We start from the raw sequence: 14,915 nt of genomic DNA on the forward strand, positions 1-14,915 counted from the left end.
TCGATGTGCGTTGATGCGGGAAGCCACCGTGCAGCGCTGGATGACAGTGCTGCTTCAGCGGGCGGAGAGGGTCGGTGAGGCCGGGGAAGTGCCGGTGGCAGCCGTGGTTCTGGATGCCGAAGGTCGCTGCATCGGCCATGGCAGCAACCGACGCGAGACGGGGAGGGATCCTCTTGGTCACGCCGAACTGGTTGCGCTCAGACAGGCCGCCTGGGTTCAGGGCGACTGGAGATTCAACGACTGCACCTTGATCGTCACGCTTGAACCGTGCCCGATGTGTGCCGGAGCCCTTGTGCAGGCGCGGATGGGCTGTGTGATCTATGGAACATCGGATCCCAAGCGAGGGGGCCTGGGGGGAAGCCTCGATCTGTCCACCCATGCAAGTGCGCACCATCACATGTCGGTGCAGGGAGGGGTTCTACGGATCGAAGCCCGAGATCAGCTGGAAGGCTGGTTCAGGCAGCGGCGGCGACGGTCCCCTTGAAGCTGGGGAGCTCGGTCTTGAACAGATCAAGCAGCCGGTCGACGTTCTCGGGGGTTGAGTTGTAGCCCATCAGACCGATGCGCCAGATCTTGCCGGCGAGGGAGCCGAGGCCACCACCCACCTCGATGCCATGGGTATTGAGCAGATGCTGGCTGAATGCCTTTCCATCAACCCCTTCAGGGATGCGAACGGTGGTGAGGGTGGGAAGCCGATGCTCCTCGGGAACGACCATTTCAAGACCGAGTGCCTCCAGGCCGCTCCAGAGCGCTTCCGCATTGCGACGATGTCGGGCCCAGGACTGGTCCAGCCCTTCCTCGGCAAGCAGACGCAGGGCCTCCCGCATGCCGAAGTTCATGTTCACAGGCGCTGTGTGGTGGTAAACCCTGTCGCTGCCCCAGTACTTGTTGAGCAGGGAGACGTCGAGATACCAGTTCGGCACCTTGTCCCGGCGAGCTTCCATCTTGGCCTCAGCGCGGGGGCCCATCGTGAAGGGACCAAGCCCAGGGGGGCAGCTGAGTCCCTTCTGACTGCAGCTGTAAGCGAGATCGACCTGCCAGTCATCGATGTAGAGCGGAACACCGCCGAGAGACGTGACCGTATCCAGCAGCAGCAGGCAGTCGTGCCGGCGGCACAGCTCGCCGACTCCCTCCATGGGCTGGCAGACCCCTGTGGAGGTTTCGGCATGCACCATCGCCAGGATCGCCGGCTTGTGCTCGAGGATCGCCGCCTCGAGCTCCTCAAGGGAGAACCATTCTCCCCAGGGCTTTTCGATGGTTCTGACGTCGGCGCGGTAGCGACCGGCCATGTCCACAAGCCTTAAACCGAAGTACCCCTTCACCGCGACGAGAACGGTGTCACCGGGTTCGACGGTGTTCGCCAGGGTTGCCTCCATTGCGGAGCTACCGGTACCGCTCATCGGAAGCGTGAGTCGGTTTTCGGTCTGCCAGGCGTAACGAAGCAGTTCCTGAACCTCGCTCATCAATTCCACGTAGAGCGGATCGAGATGGCCGATGGGCGTGCGAGACAGAGCTTTCAGCACCGTCGGGTGGGCATTGGACGGCCCCGGTCCGAGAAGCAGTCTGTCCGGGGTGGCGATCGGATCGAAGCTCCTGCGGTGACTGTCGTCTACGGGAAGGAGTGAGTGGGTCGTCGCCAAGGCCCTGAGCAGGAGGTCTGGCCGCAGATGCTACGCACTCATCTCACCCAGCGGACGAAATCCGTCGGTTTGCAACGCAGTCGTTGAAGCTTCGGATCAGCGCTGACGCACGTTGGTCTCAGCGAGGCCTCTGGCCATGTGATCGAAGGGCTCTCGGACGGTGGCCAGGCGCTCCAGGGGGACCCCTTCGGACCGGAGTCGTTCACAGACGACCTCACCGAGAAGCACGATGCTTCGAACCGTCGGACCGGTTGGTACCCCGAGGCTCTTGTAGGTGTCATCCAGCCCGTTGAGCACCCGCTCGTTGAGGATCGTGCTGTCTCCAGCCACGAGGGCATAGCTGGCGTAGCGCAGGAAGTAGTCCATGTCCCGCAGACAGGCCGCGAGGCGCCTTGTGGTGTAAGCGTTGCCTCCCGGGAGCAGCAGTTCCGGCTCATCCAGGAACAGCGTCTGACTCGCCTCGCGGACGATCTCGGCGGCATCGCGGTTGATCAGCTCCACGGCGCGGATCCGAAGTTCGGACTCACCAAGGAACGACTCGATCCGGTCGATGGCCATGCGGTCGAAGTAACGACCCTGCTGGTCATATCGACCGATCAATCCGCTGATGGCGTCGCGCATGCTGTGGATTCGACAGACACTCCCGGCCGGAAGCTAACACCTGTCATCCGGCGAAAAGCCTCTGGGGGCCTGAGTTCCAGCGAAGTTGACAGAAACGGTTACGCGGAGCGTCAGCGGAACCGGCCGAGCAGAGATGTCGCCCCAGGCGATGGGTGGAGAATTTTGTACCCCTTGCTACACAATGGGGTATTCAGGATCTTTACGGTCCTAAAAGCACGCCTAGGGCCGAGACGTCTTTCCATGGCAAAAACTTCACAGGATGTCCTCCGTCAGATCAAAGACGAGGGCATTGAACTGATCGACCTCAAGTTCACTGACCTCCACGGCAAGTGGCAGCACCTCACGGTCTGCACCGATCTGCTGGAGGAGGAGTCCTTCACCGAGGGCCTTGCCTTTGACGGTTCATCGATCCGCGGCTGGAAAGGCATCCAGGCCTCCGACATGGCCATGGTGCCCGACCCCAACACCGCCTGGGTGGACCCGTTCTACCGGCACAAAACCCTGAGCATGATCTGCTCGATTCAGGAGCCGCGCACCGGTCTGCCCTACGAGCGCTGCCCTCGCGCCCTGGCCCAGCGGGCTCTCGATTATCTGAGCTCGACCGGCCTTGCTGACATGGCCTTCTTCGGTCCTGAGCCTGAGTTCTTCCTCTTTGACGACGTCCGCTACAACTCGTCCTCCGGTGGCGCCTTCTACAGCGTTGACACGATCGAGGCGGGCTGGAACACCGGTCGCCTCGAGGAAGGCGGCAACCTCGCCTACAAAATTCAGGAGAAGGAGGGGTACTTCCCCGTCGCTCCGAACGACACAGCCCAGGACATCCGTTCGGAGATGCTTCTGCTCATGGGCCAGCTCGGGATTCCCATCGAGAAGCACCACCATGAAGTGGCCGGCGCTGGCCAGCACGAGCTGGGCATGAAATTCGCTGAGCTGATCCAGGCAGCCGACAACGTCATGACGTACAAGTACGTCGTCCGCAACGTCGCGAAGAAGTACGGCAAGACGGCCACGTTCATGCCGAAGCCTGTCTTCAACGACAACGGAAGCGGCATGCACGTGCACCAGAGCCTCTGGAAGGGCGGCCAGCCCCTGTTCTTCGGAGAAGGCACCTACGCCAACCTCTCCCAGACGGCTCGCTGGTACATCGGTGGAATCCTGAAGCACGCTCCGGCATTCCTCGCCTTCACAAACCCCACCACCAACAGCTACAAGCGACTGGTGCCCGGATTCGAAGCTCCTGTGAACCTGGTGTACTCCGAAGGGAACCGGTCCGCCGCCGTCCGCATCCCCCTCACAGGCCCAAGCCCCAAGGCCAAGCGTCTGGAGTTCCGCTCGGGTGATGCTCTGGCCAATCCTTATCTGGCCTTCAGCGCCATGATGATGGCCGGCATCGACGGCATCAAGAATCAGATCGATCCCGGTGACGGCTTCGACAAGGACCTGTTCGAACTGCCTGCCGAAGAACTCGCCAGCATCTCCACGGTTCCGCCATCTCTCAACGGCGCCCTCGAAGCTCTGGATGCCGACAGGGGATTCCTGACCGAGGGAGGCGTCTTCTCTGATGACTTCATCCAGAACTGGATTGACATCAAATACGAGGAGGTTCAGCAGCTCCGGCAGCGTCCTCACCCCCACGAGTTCGCGATGTACTACGACGCCTGATCCGGGGATCCGGTCGGTGTGTTCAGGGGCCCGTCTTCTCAGGAGACGGGCCTTTTTGATGACCGTCAGGTTCCGTCTGATGAGCAGAGTCCCCGTTTCAGCAATGGATTCGCTGGAATGGTCGTCTTCAACGCACTCCGATGGCGACCACGCCCTTCAGCAAGCTCGCTTACCAGACCCTGCAGCAGGGGAAAGGTCTGGCCGGTCTGGTTCACAAAGACCTCAGCACGCGGCTGATGTCGCTTGTGGCTCCGGAAGCCGTCCCCAGCACGGAATCGGTTCCTCCCGAGATGCTGAACACCCTCCGAGCTGCCATGGCGAAGCTCGAGGAACGGGACTGGGCTGACGCTGAGCAGGGTGTGTATCCACAGGAACTGCTCTTTGATGCGCCCTGGCTGGAGTGGGCCAGAACGTATCCGATGGTCTGGCTCGATCTGCCCTCAACCTGGTCCCGCCGCAAGCAGCGCAATGTGAGAGATCTGCCGGAAGGAACCGACCCCAGCCTCTATCCCGACTACTACCTCCAGAACTTCCACCACCAGACGGATGGGTATCTGAGCGATCACTCGGCAGGCCTCTACGACCTCCAGGTTGAGATTCTGTTCAACGGCACCGCCGATGCCATGCGTCGCCGCGTTCTGGCACCTCTCAAGAGAGGTCTGCGTCACTTCTCAGATCGATCGCCGGCCTCGCTGAGGATTCTTGATGTGGCGACCGGCACCGGTCGAACCCTGCATCAGATCCGCGGAGCCTTTCCCCACGCGGAACTGATCGGGATCGATCTTTCGGAGGCCTACCTCAGGCAGGCGAATCGCTGGCTGAATGGTGGGACGTCACCACTGGTGGAGCTACTGCGGGCGAATGGAGAACGTCTTCCTCTGGCTGATGACGGCCTGCAGGCCGTGACCTGTGTGTTTCTGCTCCATGAGCTCCCGGGGGAAGCGCGCCAGAACGTGCTGAACGAAGCCTGGCGGGTGCTGGAGCCCGGCGGAACCTTCGTTCTCGCGGATTCGGTCCAGATCAACGACTCGCCGGAGTTCGGCGTCGCGATGGAGAACTTCAGAAGGGTCTTTCACGAGCCCTACTACCGCGATTACATCAGTGATGACATCCCCGCACGCCTGGCCAGCGCAGGATTCGAGGCCATCAAAGGCGAATCCCATTTCATGACGAGGGTATGGACCGCGCGGAAACCTGTGGTTTCAGCACTCTGAACGGGTTCGCTGACAGCCCACCTTGCAGATCCGTTCAACATCCATAGGGTGTGTTCGACCGTTGGGATGATCCATGACCAATCCTTTCCGGTTGCGTTGGCTTCAGGGATGGATCTTCCAGGTCGTTCTGATGGAAGGCCATGTTCAGGTGGAAGCCCACGGTTTTGGCATCTGCCTGCGAACCGCTGTGCTCCCCGGGGAAAGTCCTCAGAGCGCAGCTGATCGTCTGGTGCTCGCTGAGGACCGCCGTCGCCGTGCGCTCCACAGTGCCTGGCTTCGGGGTAATGATCTGCCCAGACCTTCGGAACGCCCCTTTCCGCCCCTCAGGGAAGCTCAGTCAGAGCGACCCGTCTCCCTCGTGGTTGTTCAGCAGAATTCCTAAAAGCTGGGCTGAGGGTTCTCCTCAGCCTCCCCTCAGCCACCAGGCGACCACGAATCCTGCTCCCCCCCAGCGCAGGGCCCGCCAGAACCTTGCACCTCGCTGACGCGGCAGCGTCCAACCTTCTGCTGGGCTTTCCAGAAGTTTCTGAGCCAGGTTCTGGCGCTGCTTCCAGCGACGCTGGGAACTGCCTCTCCCGCTCCGCAGGCTGACAGCCTGACGGCGACCCTGAAGCATCAACAGGGAGGCGGTGTGAAGCCAGCGGAGCTGGCGACGTTCAGCACGGTGCTGAGGCATCAACCACTGCACTGTTTCCCTGAAACTAGACCGATCTCCTCTCCTCCAGCTCGATGCCGCCCGCTGAATGGCCTGATGGAACCCGCAAGCTGACCCAGGAGCTGCATGATCTGATGAAGATCAGCGATCGGGACTGGCATCGTCTGAAAACCAGTTCCGATCGTCGCGCCGCTGAACTGCTCATGGCAGCACTGGCTCAGCTGACCGCCAATGGCCGCCGCGAGGATGTGGCCAGCCTCACCGAACAGGCTCTCGGCTGGATCAGAGGTGAGCTGAAGGATCCTGGCTGCCCCCATCGCTGACGGGCCTGCGGCAGGCGAGTTGCAGACGGTTGCCCCGTCGGCTCCAGCGGACATCGTCGAAGCACTGATGGATCAGGAAAAGACCTCGGCCGCTGGCGGCATCAAGCTGATCCGGGAGAGAGGGCTGACGCACCCCCCTCGGCATCCCCTGACCTTCATCCTGGATCTGCCAGATCAACCAGTTGGGCGTGAGGATGCGACGGACCCGGAGCCGCTTGGCGGGGTTTTCCGCGTTGCCGTGACGAACGGCATTGACCAGTGCCTCGTGCAGACCGAGCTCAATGCGCTGGCATGTCACCAGACATCCGACCGGTTCGATCAGAAGCTCCATCAGCGGTGCCAGCTGAAGCGTGGAGGGCAGAACGAAATCGGCCCACCGGAACGACGGAATCGACGCGATCGGATCGCTCGACGGAGGAACGAGGGATAAGGACCGCTGAGGTGGCACGATCCGGATCACTGCTGGACTTTCTCGAACCTAACGGTTCTTTGCGGTCTGCACAGATCGATTGGTTACCGCCGTTGCTGCAGGGCTGGGTGATTCAGCAAGGCATCCATCAGACGGACACCACGCAGTTGGTTGACCAGGGGCATGTGCCCTTCCGGCGCCTCCAGGCTCCAGGTGAAGGCGCCGGGATAGCGGGTCCAGACACCATCAAGTTTCCAGCCGATACGAGGCCAGAGAAGGTCATAACGCCCACCCAGTGCCTGAAGAAGCCGTGCCTGAGTCGTGAAACCGAATCGTCCCTGGGAATACGCGGTCCAGAGACGGTCGATCACGGTCAGGTCAACCCCCGGCATTGCCGGCACCTCGCTGAAGTACACGTAACCCCGCCTCTCAGCTTCCGGACCTGCCAACTGCCTGAGTGCGGCACTCGTGAAGCGGTCGGCTGCCTGGAAATCCTCCTGAAGCAGATCCTGCTGCAGGCCCCGGTAGTCGATGCCGACAGCTGATTCAACCTTGAACCATCCATCCGGGCAGCTGCCGAGCAATGCGCTGACCCGTTCGGGGTGTTGGCGATGCAACAGCTGCAGGATCCAGCCGGCCGCCCAGTCATCACCAGCAGGGTCAAATGGCTCCAGCAAGCCATCTCCTAAGGCCTCAAGATCACCGATCCGAGCCTCGACGGTCTTGATCAGACTGCGGCGCTGACGTGGATTGCCGGTCGCGAACCGCTCGAGCAGTTGGTCGGGACTGAGGCTGGTGGCGGGTGAGGAACCAGAAAGCATGGATTGCAACCGGCCCTGACTGGCTCGGCGTTGGCCCACTATGTCAGGCATGGGAATCGCCCGTTCCGTCACCGTCGAGGAACTGCGGGAGCAGAGCGGTCCGCTGATCGATGTGCGCAGTCCATCGGAATTCGACCGCGGGCATTGGCCAGAGGCTCGGAACCTTCCTCTCTTCGAGGATGACGAGCGCGCTGCCGTCGGCACGGCTTACAAGCAGGAGGGGCGCCGCCGGGCGGTGCAGCTCGGTCTTGAGATCACCGGCCCGAAGCTGGCCGAACTCGCCGCCAGGCTGGAGTCTCTCGCCGGGGGAGTCCCCCCGAGGATCTACTGCTGGCGAGGAGGCATGCGATCAGCCAGCATCGCCTGGCTGGCGGAACAGATCGACCTCAAACCGCTGCTTCTGAAGGGTGGCTACAAGCAGTACAGGCACTGGGTGCTCGAGCAGTTCAGCAGACCCTGGCCCCTGCGCCTGCTCGGAGGCCGCACCGGGACGGGCAAGACCGATCTACTGCTGGCTCTGGAACAGCGGGGCGTGGCCATGGTCGATCTCGAGGGACTGGCCCATCACCGGGGCAGCAGCTTCGGAGGGCTGGGATTGCCGCAGCAGCCGTCCACAGAGCACTACGAGAACAAACTGGCCGAGTGTCTCGACCGGCATCGGCGGTCGCAGGCCCGAAGCATCTGGCTGGAAGCCGAGAGTGTGCAGGTTGGACGCTGCCGGATTCCTGCAGGTCTGTTCCAGCAGATGCAACAGGCCCCGGTGCTGGAGATTCAGCGAACACTCGAGGAACGGGTCAACCAGTTGGTGGAGGTCTACGGATCACAGGGGCAGGAAGCCCTGAGCGAGGCCACGCAACGCATCAGCCGGCGGCTGGGACCGCAGCGCACGGCCATGGCCCTGAAGGCGATTGAGGCTGAAGACTGGGGAACCGCCTGTCGGGCCACCCTCGATTACTACGACCGCTGTTACGACCATGAGCTGGAACGGACACCGCAACGCCAGAGCATCGACATCAGCGGTCTGTCACCCTCGGCGGCAGCAGATCACCTGATCCAGCTCAGTTGCATGGAGAGATCCGACTAAGATCCGCCCTCAGATCAGTGGGCCAATGAGCGAAGCATCCGGGGCGGCAGCCATCCAGTTCTTCCGGGGAGTCAACGAACCTGTGGTTCCAGATATCCGCCTGACCCGCAGTCGTGATGGACGCACCGGTCAAGCGACGTTCCGTTTCGAGCAGCCGGCTGCGATTGCGCCGGAGACGATGGGTGACATCACGGGGATGTGGATGATTGATGAAGAAGGAGAGATGGTCACCAGGGAAATCAACGGCAAGTTCGTGAACGGCAAAGCGAGTGCCCTTGAAGCTGTGTACTCATGGAAATCCGAGGAGGATTTCGAACGCTTCATGCGCTTCGCCCAGCGCTATGCCGCCGCTAACGGACTGGGATATGCCCAGAACCAGAACGGCGACGACACGAACCAGGATTCCGACCCGAACGCGTGAACCTGGCGCGATGGCTGTCCCTGGCGGCGCTGATCGCTGCCGGTGTCCTGATCTGGAGCCTTCGTCACGTGCTTGTGCTGATGTTCACAGGCATTGTTCTGGCGATGGCTCTGTGCACGTTGGTCGGCCAGCTTCAGGCCCTGCGACCGATGCCGCGGACCATCGCCCTGCTCTCCTGCATCGGTGGGGTGATCGGCGGGTTGGCCATCGCATCGGCCGTCGTCGTTCCACCCTTCGTGAAGGAATTCGCGGTTCTGCTGGAACAACTTCCGGAGGCCGCACGGATCCTGATCAGCAGCACCCTGAGTTCTCTTGATCGCGTCAGTGATGCGATTTACGGCGTTGACACGCTGCCTGATCTGCAGGAGCTGGGACGTTCGGAACTGCGGCTGATCCCCGATGGTTCTTCCCTCTTGTCAGGAGTGGGCACAGGCCTGGTGAGCCTTGTCGGTGTTGCCGGCAATCTCGGGAATGGACTGCTCCGGGTGCTGTTCGTGCTCGCCATCGGGCTGATGGTCAGCATCCAACCCCAGGCCTACCGCGACGTCAGCATTCAGCTGGTTCCATCCTTTTACAGACGACGGGCACGTCGCATCCTGACCCTGTGCGGGGAGGCCCTCAGCAGCTGGATGGTCGGTGTGCTGATCAGCTCGCTCGCTGTGGCGATGCTCTGCGGCATCGCTCTCTCCCTGCTCGGTGTGAAGCTGGTTCTGGCCAACGCCCTGCTGGCGGGATTGCTCAACGTCATCCCCAATGTGGGGCCGACGATCAGCACCGTGTTTCCGATGGCTGTGGCCATTCTTGACGCCCCCTGGAAAGCCGTGGCCGTGCTCGGGGCCTATGTGCTGATCCAGAACCTGGAGAGCTATCTGATCACCCCCTCGGTGATGCATCACCAGGTGAAACTGCTGCCGGGATTGACCCTGATGGCCCAGTTCATCTTCACCCTGCTGTTTGGTCCTCTCGGACTGCTGATGGCCCTGCCGCTGGCCGTGGTGATCCAGGTGCTGGTACGTGAAATCCTGATTCACGACGTTCTGGATCACTGGAAGCGCACAAGACTTCAGACATGAACTCACGTTCACTGCTGATTGCGCTGACATCGATCGGCCTTGCCCTGATGGCCTGGCACCTCCGCTGGGTTCTGCTGGTGCTGTTCGGGGCCGTTGTGGTCGCTGTCGCCCTTGATGTGCTGATCACGCAGCTGATGACACGCACGCGACTCAACCGTCCGCAGGCTCTCAGCATCGTGTTGGTGCTGCTGCTGCTGGCCGCCGTGATCGTGGCCCAGCTGCTGCTGCCGGAGCTGATCACTCAGATCCAGCAACTGGGGCGGGATCTGCCGGAGCTGCTCAGCAAACTGAACACCATCCTCGCGACCAATCCACGCTTTGTGGAACTGGACAAGGCCATCGGCGGTGACGTCAGCCTCGACCAGCTTCAACCGCTTGGATCACGGCTGCTGGGCATGGCCGGCAATGCCGCCAACAGCGTGGTGCAGCTCGGGCTGATGACGCTCCTTGCCGTGCTCCTCGCCCTCGACCCGGCATCACACCGCCAGATGGTCGTTGCGGTGACTCCCCGCCCGGCCCGGGTTCAGATGGTTCAACTGCTCGATGCATGCCGGACCGCACTGGGGGGATGGCTGAGCGGCATGACCATCTCCGCCACAACAGTCTTCCTGTTGAGCTGGGCAGGACTGAGCCTGCTCAAGGCACCCCTGGCACTGCTGAGCGCCCTGGTCTGCGGTCTGCTCACGTTCGTCCCCACCATCGGACCCACCACAGCCACACTGCTGCCGGCAGGACTGGCGCTGCTGCAGTCACCGGAGCTGACGATCTCGGTGCTGGTGTTCCGTCTTGTCCTGCAGAACCTGGAAGCATTCGTCCTCACGCCGTTACTGCTCCGTCAGACCGTCAACCTGCTCCCGACGGTTGCACTGACAGCGCAGCTCAGCCTTGGCGCCCTGCTCGGACTTCCCGGCGTACTTCTGGCTCTGCCGCTGGTGGTGGTGATGCAGGTGGGCATGCAGCGCGTGGTGGTGCAGCAGGTGATGGATCAATGGCCATGAGGCCCATCGCTGGCATACGGTGGAATCCAACCAACTGCGTCATCGCGCGTGGATGTCATTTTCAACTTCTCCCGCTACGACGATCTGAAACAGGCCGTACTTCAACTGGTGAGAGACAACATTGACCCTGATTCCCTGTACGAAGAAGCACAGGATTTGTTTGAATCGTGGTGGGAATCAAATCAATCTGCAGGCCGTTGGAATGACGAAGTCAAGCGCAGAACGTGGGACTCACTCTGGCAGGAGTTTGGAACCTGAGAAACACAGCCTGACCAGAATCACTCCTTGAAATCTATCGATAACGACGCCAAAGAGAAGGGAATGCCACCAGTACCACGACGGCCAGCATGTGATGGCGCAGGGCGTAATTCAGGCCAGTGAAGGTGAACTGATCGGCAAGCAGGATGATTTCAGTTTTCAGATCCCACAGCGACAGGACCATCAACAGCAACGGAAACCATTTGTAGGTGCGAGCTCCCACGGGGGTCGACGGCAGACCCCTACGCACGGGAGCGGTCCCAGAGCGTGAGCAGAGATGGAGCCAGGGCGATGCTCGACCAGCTGCCCACCACCACACCAACGGCCAGAGCCGTGGCGAACCACACCAGCGTTGACCCTCCGAAGAAGATCAGTGCGAGCAACGGCATCAGGGTGGTGCCGCTGGTGTAAAGCGTGCGCGTCAGGGTTGCCGACACGGCCTGGTCCACCTGCTGGGAGAGGCTGAGCTCCTCCATCTCGCGACGCCGTTCTCGGATGCGATCGAACACCACCACCGTGTCGTTGACCGAATATCCGGCGATCGTCAGCAACGACACCGCGAACAGACTGTCCACCTCCAGCTGCAGAAGCAGACCGAGCCAGGCGAACAGGCCGCAGACGATGGTGACATCGTGAGCCAGAGCCACCAGCGCCAGCAGGGCGTATCGACGGTCGTAGCGGAAGGAGATGTACACAGCGATGCCACTGAAGGCCACCAGCAGTGAAATGAGGCTGCTGCGCAACAACTGACCGCCCAGGCTCGGGCCGATCGTGTCGACGGCCTGCCCCCCTTCGATGAAGGGACCGGCGAGCGGCTCCACGCCACGAATCACCGCCTGGCCCTGACCGGCCGTCAGGGTTGGAAGTCGAAGCGACAGCGACTGACCACCGTCAAGCAGTTGCACACGGGGAGCACTGAGATTGGGTGGAGTCGTGTCGGGCTCTTCAGGAAGCTCGAGCGAGCGGATCAGCTCCTGAACCTCAACCGTCTTCAGCGCACCGCAGGATGACCCGCAGTTCCGTTCAAGCTGAATCTGCGTCCCCCCTGTGAAATCAAGACCGGGACGCAAAGGGAACCCAACGGAGGGATCCAGCCAACACAGCACCAGTGCAGTCAGGCTGACCAGAACGACGGCGGCGGAGACCAGCCAGATGCGGCGGCGCATGCTGCTCAAGGACCAGCGCAGCTGGAGCGTTGACGCAGAGAGCTCAGGCGATGAAGCGACCATCGTTCAGGCAGACGGGGGGGAGATCTGCCGCAGCGGCAGGAAATTGCTTGGGTTGCGCAGGCCGGCATACCCCATGAGGAACCGCAGCAGTGTCCGCGTGCAGGTCAGGGCGGTGAACAGGCTCAGCAGCACCCCGATACCGAGGGTGGCGGCAAATCCCTTGACCAGTCCTGTGCCCAGGAAGAACAAGGCCGCACAGCTGATCAACGTGGTGAGGTGACCATCAACGATCGAGGAGAACGCCTGAGCGAAGCCCGTCTCGATCGAACGGATCAGCGTGTTGCCCTGCCGCAGTTCATCCTTGATGCGCTCGAAGATCAGCACATTGGCGTCCACCGCCATGCCGATGCTGAGGATGAACCCTGCGATTCCAGGAAGTGTCAGCGTGACAGGCAGCAGCGTATAGATGGCGAGGTTGAACAGGGCGTAGAGGCTGAGAGCCGCAACAGCCACCCCTCCCGGCAGTCGATAGACAAACACCATGAACACCGCCACCAGGGCGAGGCCGGATAGAGCGGCCACCAGGCTGCGACGGATGTTCTCAGCCCCAAGGGTCGGACCGATCGTGCGCACCTCGATCACCTCGACCGGCAGAGGCAGCGAGCCACCTCGCAATTTCACCTCCAGCTCCCGTGCCGTCTCGGCGCTGAAGTTGCCGCTGATGGTGGCGGCGCCTCCGGAAATGCCGGCTGTCTTGAACTGGGGGCCAACGGTGGCGGCGCTGATCAGCTGATCATCCAGAACGATCGACAGCAACTGGTCGGTGCCGGCGATCGACTTGGTCAGCTCGGCGAAGGCCTCGGCACCTTCACCATTGAAATTGAGGGTCACCTCCCAGCTGTTCGGATTGTTCTGCAACGGCTGACGACCTGCGGAGACCAGCTGTTTGCCGGTGAGGGCTGCCGGCTCGAGAAGCTTCAGGATCTCGGCATCCACCTTGACCAGAAGTGCCCTGAGCTGGTCCTCTTCGCTGCCGATGTCGCCATCCAGGCCAAGAACCGACTGCGCTTCGCCGAGCCGCTCAAGATCCAGCGGGTCGGTTTCCTCCCCGCGACGGATCTGCTCTTCCCTCAGGTTGAGAATCGCTTCGGCCTGGCTGCGCAGCTGACGCAGAGCCCGGAAGTCCGCCTCGGTTCCAGGCTTCTGAGCTCTGAACTCCAGCAGAGCCGTGTCGCCGAGGATCCTGGCCGCCGCCGTCGGATCCTGCTCACCGGGCAGCTGAAGCACAAGCTGGTTCTCCCCGACGGTCTGGAGGGTCGATTCAGCCACGCCCAGACCGTTGACTCGGCGGTCGAGCACGACCTTCACCGCCTCCATCTGCTCGGCACCCACCCGCTTGATGTCACCGGCAGGCTGCACCTCCACGGTGATCTGGCTGCCACCGCGGAGATCCAGCCCCAGCTGGAGGGGGGTGGTGAACAGCAACGCCGCAGCCGAGATGGCCAGCGCGAGGACAAGGGCGAACCAGCCCTGCTGACGAGCCATCGATCAGATCCCCTGACGCACGATCTGCTCAGCCGCCTCGATGATCTGATGCGGCTGGATGATCGTCAGATTCTCCAGCGAGCCGTTGTAGGGCGTAGGGATGTCCTGGCTGGACAGCCGCACCGGGCGGGCATCCAGGTCGTCGAAACACTGCTCGGTGATCAGAGCGATCAGCTCGGCTCCGATGCCGCCTGTCTTCATGCATTCCTCCACCACGATCACGCGATGGGTCTTGCGGATGGAGCGCGCGATCGTCTCCATATCGAAGGGCTTGAGGCTGATCAGATCGATCAGTTCCACACTGATGCCATCCGCCTCCAGTTGCTCCACGGCCTTGAGGCAGTGGTGGCGCATGCGCGAGTAGGTGAGGATCGTGACGTCGCGTCCTTCCTGCACCAGATCCGCCTGGTCCAGCGCACAGGTGTACTCACCCTCCGGCAGCTCTTCGGTGAGGTTGTAGAGCAGGACATGCTCGAAGAACAGCACCGGGTTGTTGTCGCGGATGGCGGCCTTCATCAGACCCTTGGCATTGGTGGGCGTGCTGCAGGCCACGATCTTGATGCCCGGCACCGCATGGAAGTACGCCTCCAGACGCTGGCTGTGCTCCGCCCCCAGCTGACGGCCCACACCACCGGGACCGCGCACCACCGTGGGGATGGTGAAGTTGCCGCCGCTCGTGTAGCGGAGCATTCCCATGTTGTTCGAGATCTGATTGAACGCCAGGAGCAGGAACCCCATGTTCATGCCCTCAACGATCGGCCTGAGACCGGTCATCGCGGCACCGACCGCCATGCCGGTGAAAGCGTTCTCCGCGATCGGGGTATCCAGAACCCTCAGTTCGCCGTACTTCTCGCAGAGATCCTTGGTGACCTTGTAACTGCCGCCGTAGTGACCGACGTCCTCTCCCATGACACACACATGAGGATCGCGGGCCATCTCCTCGTCGATGGCTTCCCGCAGGGCGTTGAAGAGAAGGGTTCCTGCCACGGCGTCGCTGCAATCCCGGCCTTCCCGGGGTGAGC

At 62.0% G+C, this 14,915-nt stretch carries 19 protein-coding genes; 10 read left to right on the plus strand and 9 right to left on the minus strand.

What is annotated here, in order from left to right; all coding sequences use genetic code 11:
* The first annotated feature begins 13 nt into the window (after window positions 1-13).
* Window positions 14-484 carry a nucleoside deaminase gene (locus tag KR49_RS02550; protein ID WP_043691326.1) on the plus strand — a complete coding sequence of 157 codons (471 nt, stop codon included), beginning with the start codon at window positions 14-16 and terminating at the stop codon, window positions 482-484.
* On the opposite strand, the gene KR49_RS02555 is transcribed toward KR49_RS02550, so the two are convergent.
* Together KR49_RS02555 and KR49_RS02560 are read right to left on the minus strand one after the other, a co-directional pair.
* Window positions 456-1,640 (minus strand): alanine--glyoxylate aminotransferase family protein, encoded by a 1,185-nt coding sequence (locus KR49_RS02555; RefSeq protein ID WP_084187928.1) that lies wholly within the window; start codon window positions 1,638-1,640, stop codon window positions 456-458. The two genes, KR49_RS02550 and KR49_RS02555, sit on opposite strands and share 29 nt — an antisense overlap.
* A 96-nt stretch (window positions 1,641-1,736) precedes the next feature.
* On the minus strand, window positions 1,737-2,261 hold the full coding sequence (locus KR49_RS02560; protein ID WP_043691329.1) for an allophycocyanin subunit beta: 525 nt from the start codon (window positions 2,259-2,261) through the stop codon (window positions 1,737-1,739).
* A 240-nt stretch (window positions 2,262-2,501) separates the two neighbouring features.
* On the opposite strand from KR49_RS02560, the gene glnA reads away from it, so the two are divergent.
* The 3 genes from glnA (at window position 2,502) to KR49_RS02575 (ending at window position 5,519) form a co-directional block, all read left to right on the plus strand.
* Window positions 2,502-3,923: a type I glutamate--ammonia ligase gene (gene glnA, locus KR49_RS02565; RefSeq protein WP_043691330.1), complete on the plus strand. Its 1,422-nt coding sequence runs from the start codon at window positions 2,502-2,504 to the stop codon at window positions 3,921-3,923.
* 140 nt (window positions 3,924-4,063) lie between these two features.
* Complete coding sequence (locus KR49_RS02570; protein WP_043691332.1) at window positions 4,064-5,137, plus strand: class I SAM-dependent methyltransferase; 1,074 nt, start codon at window positions 4,064-4,066, stop codon at window positions 5,135-5,137.
* A gap of 73 nt (window positions 5,138-5,210) precedes the next feature.
* Window positions 5,211-5,519 (plus strand): hypothetical protein, encoded by a 309-nt coding sequence (locus KR49_RS02575; RefSeq protein ID WP_043691334.1) that lies wholly within the window; start codon window positions 5,211-5,213, stop codon window positions 5,517-5,519.
* A 21-nt stretch (window positions 5,520-5,540) separates the two neighbouring features.
* Here the strand turns inward: KR49_RS02575 and KR49_RS02580 are convergent, their stop codons facing one another.
* Window positions 5,541-5,813, minus strand: a complete 273-nt coding sequence (locus tag KR49_RS02580; RefSeq protein WP_043691335.1) for a hypothetical protein — start codon at window positions 5,811-5,813, stop codon at window positions 5,541-5,543.
* Window positions 5,814-5,866: 53 nt separating this feature from the next.
* Between KR49_RS02580 and KR49_RS02585 the strand changes: the two genes are divergently transcribed.
* Complete coding sequence (locus KR49_RS02585; protein ID WP_043691337.1) at window positions 5,867-6,115, plus strand: DUF6439 family protein; 249 nt, start codon at window positions 5,867-5,869, stop codon at window positions 6,113-6,115.
* Here KR49_RS02585 and KR49_RS02590 read toward each other — a convergent pair.
* Window positions 6,075-6,446 carry an ATP-binding protein gene (locus tag KR49_RS02590; RefSeq protein ID WP_156957237.1) on the minus strand — a complete coding sequence of 124 codons (372 nt, stop codon included), beginning with the start codon at window positions 6,444-6,446 and terminating at the stop codon, window positions 6,075-6,077. The genes KR49_RS02585 and KR49_RS02590 overlap by 41 nt on opposite strands.
* A 182-nt stretch (window positions 6,447-6,628) precedes the next feature.
* Window positions 6,629-7,345: a GUN4 domain-containing protein gene (locus KR49_RS02595; RefSeq protein ID WP_043696556.1), complete on the minus strand. Its 717-nt coding sequence runs from the start codon at window positions 7,343-7,345 to the stop codon at window positions 6,629-6,631.
* A 40-nt stretch (window positions 7,346-7,385) separates the two neighbouring features.
* Between KR49_RS02595 and mnmH the strand changes: the two genes are divergently transcribed.
* Genes mnmH through KR49_RS02620 form a run of 5 tightly spaced genes read left to right on the plus strand, consistent with a single transcriptional unit; the run spans window position 7,386 to window position 11,179 of the window.
* A complete protein-coding gene (mnmH, locus tag KR49_RS02600; protein ID WP_043691339.1) occupies window positions 7,386-8,429 on the plus strand; it encodes a tRNA 2-selenouridine(34) synthase MnmH in 1,044 nt (347 codons plus the stop codon).
* 25 nt (window positions 8,430-8,454) lie between these two features.
* Window positions 8,455-8,850, plus strand: coding sequence for a photosystem II reaction center protein Psb28 (psb28, locus tag KR49_RS02605; protein WP_043691340.1), 396 nt, complete (start codon window positions 8,455-8,457; stop codon window positions 8,848-8,850).
* Window positions 8,847-9,923, plus strand: a complete 1,077-nt coding sequence (locus tag KR49_RS02610) for an AI-2E family transporter (RefSeq protein ID WP_043691342.1) — start codon at window positions 8,847-8,849, stop codon at window positions 9,921-9,923. The genes psb28 and KR49_RS02610 overlap by 4 nt, the downstream gene beginning before the upstream one ends.
* Window positions 9,920-10,921: an AI-2E family transporter gene (locus KR49_RS02615; RefSeq protein WP_043691344.1), complete on the plus strand. Its 1,002-nt coding sequence runs from the start codon at window positions 9,920-9,922 to the stop codon at window positions 10,919-10,921. Before KR49_RS02610 ends, KR49_RS02615 begins: the two co-directional genes overlap by 4 nt.
* A gap of 48 nt (window positions 10,922-10,969) precedes the next feature.
* Entirely contained in the window at window positions 10,970-11,179 is a 210-nt protein-coding gene (locus KR49_RS02620) for a hypothetical protein (protein WP_084187930.1), read from the plus strand.
* Window positions 11,180-11,213: 34 nt separating this feature from the next.
* Here the strand turns inward: KR49_RS02620 and KR49_RS02625 are convergent, their stop codons facing one another.
* Genes KR49_RS02625 through KR49_RS02640 form a run of 4 tightly spaced genes read right to left on the minus strand, consistent with a single transcriptional unit; the run spans window position 11,214 to window position 14,880 of the window.
* Window positions 11,214-11,402 (minus strand): hypothetical protein, encoded by a 189-nt coding sequence (locus KR49_RS02625; protein ID WP_052378143.1) that lies wholly within the window; start codon window positions 11,400-11,402, stop codon window positions 11,214-11,216.
* Between the two features lie 19 nt (window positions 11,403-11,421).
* Window positions 11,422-12,408 (minus strand): protein translocase subunit SecF, encoded by a 987-nt coding sequence (gene secF, locus KR49_RS02630; RefSeq protein WP_043691348.1) that lies wholly within the window; start codon window positions 12,406-12,408, stop codon window positions 11,422-11,424.
* Between the two features lie 3 nt (window positions 12,409-12,411).
* Entirely contained in the window at window positions 12,412-13,893 is a 1,482-nt protein-coding gene (gene secD / locus KR49_RS02635; RefSeq protein ID WP_043691350.1) for a protein translocase subunit SecD, read from the minus strand.
* A 3-nt stretch (window positions 13,894-13,896) separates the two neighbouring features.
* Window positions 13,897-14,880 carry a pyruvate dehydrogenase complex E1 component subunit beta gene (locus KR49_RS02640; protein ID WP_043691353.1) on the minus strand — a complete coding sequence of 328 codons (984 nt, stop codon included), beginning with the start codon at window positions 14,878-14,880 and terminating at the stop codon, window positions 13,897-13,899.
* Between the last annotated feature and the right edge of the window lie 35 nt (window positions 14,881-14,915).

It is taken from the genome of Synechococcus sp. KORDI-49 (genome assembly GCF_000737575.1).
GTDB lineage: Bacteria > Cyanobacteriota > Cyanobacteriia > PCC-6307 > Cyanobiaceae > Parasynechococcus.